Raw genomic sequence first — 1,161 nt, forward strand, 5'->3', positions numbered from 1 at the left:
CTGATCCGCGTGGTTCTGACCCTGAGCGTCGTTGTGCTGGCGATCGTTCTGGGGGTGACCCTGTGGGACACGTATATGATTGCCCCCTGGACGCGCGACGGGCGCGTGCGGGTGTATGTGGTGGATGTGGCGCCTGAAGTTCCGGGCACGGTGGTGCAGGTTCCGGTGGTGGACAACCAGTTCGTGCACAAGGGCGAGCCGCTGTTCGTGCTGGACCCGGTGCGCTTCCGCCTGGCGATCCGCGAGGCACAGGCGCGGCTGGACGGGGCCGAGGAAGACCTGAAGCTGAAGCGCAACGACGCGAAGCGCCGCATGGGGCTGGGCGGCATCGTGTCGGCCGAAGAACAGGAAGTGTTCAACTCGAACGTGGCGACGCAGGTGGCGGCGGTGGATGCGGCGCGGGCGTCGCTGGACCTCGCGAAGCTGAACCTGCAGCGCTCGGTGCTGTATTCGCCGGTCAACGGCTACGTGACCAACCTGAACCTGCGGGTGGGTGACTACCTGACGGCGGGCCAGCCACGCCTGGCGGTGATCGACGCCGATTCCTACTGGGTGAACGGGTATTTCGAAGAAACCAAGATGTGGGGCGTGCATGTCGGCGACGTGGCCCGGGTCAAGCTGATGGGCTACAAGCAGATCATCCCCGGCCATGTCGTCTCGATCGCGCGCGGCATCAACGACCAGAACGGCAATCCGGACCGGCTGGGGCTGCAGGACGTCAACCCGATCTTCACGTGGGTGCGGCTGGCGCAGCGTATTCCGGTGCGCATTCATCTGGACCATGTGCCCGACAGCGTGACGCTGGCGGCGGGCATGACCTGCACGGTGACCGTCGGCCCGCAATCGCGCAGCCAGAAGGGGCATCTGACCACCTGGCTGCAAGACCATCTGTAAGGCCCCCGGCGCGAGCATGACCATGATGACGAAGACCCGACGGGCCGGCCTGGTCCTGACCTCGGCGCTGGTGATGGCGGGGTGCACGGTCGGCCCGCGCTACCAGCCGGACCGGATGAAGGTGCCCGAGCACTTTACCGAGGACGAGCATCCGGCGACCGATGCCGAGATCGCACGCACCAATGCCGAACTGAAGGATTGGTGGCACCGCTTCAACGATGCGGAACTCGACCGGCTGGTGGATCGGGCGATCGGCGGCAATTACGA

The 1,161-nt window shown here is 65.9% G+C and carries 1 protein-coding gene and 1 pseudogene; both read left to right on the forward strand.

What is annotated here, in order from left to right; genetic code table 11:
- Positions 1–894 (forward strand): HlyD family efflux transporter periplasmic adaptor subunit (locus C7453_RS18565; RefSeq protein ID WP_245949155.1); only part of this gene is annotated, 894 nt, incomplete at its 5' end.
- A gap of 22 nt (positions 895–916) precedes the next feature.
- Positions 917–1,161 (forward strand): annotated as a pseudogene (locus C7453_RS18570) (efflux transporter outer membrane subunit); the annotation flags it as partial.

Source organism: Gluconacetobacter liquefaciens, from assembly GCF_003350405.1.
Taxonomy (GTDB): Bacteria; Pseudomonadota; Alphaproteobacteria; order Acetobacterales; family Acetobacteraceae; genus Gluconacetobacter; species Gluconacetobacter liquefaciens.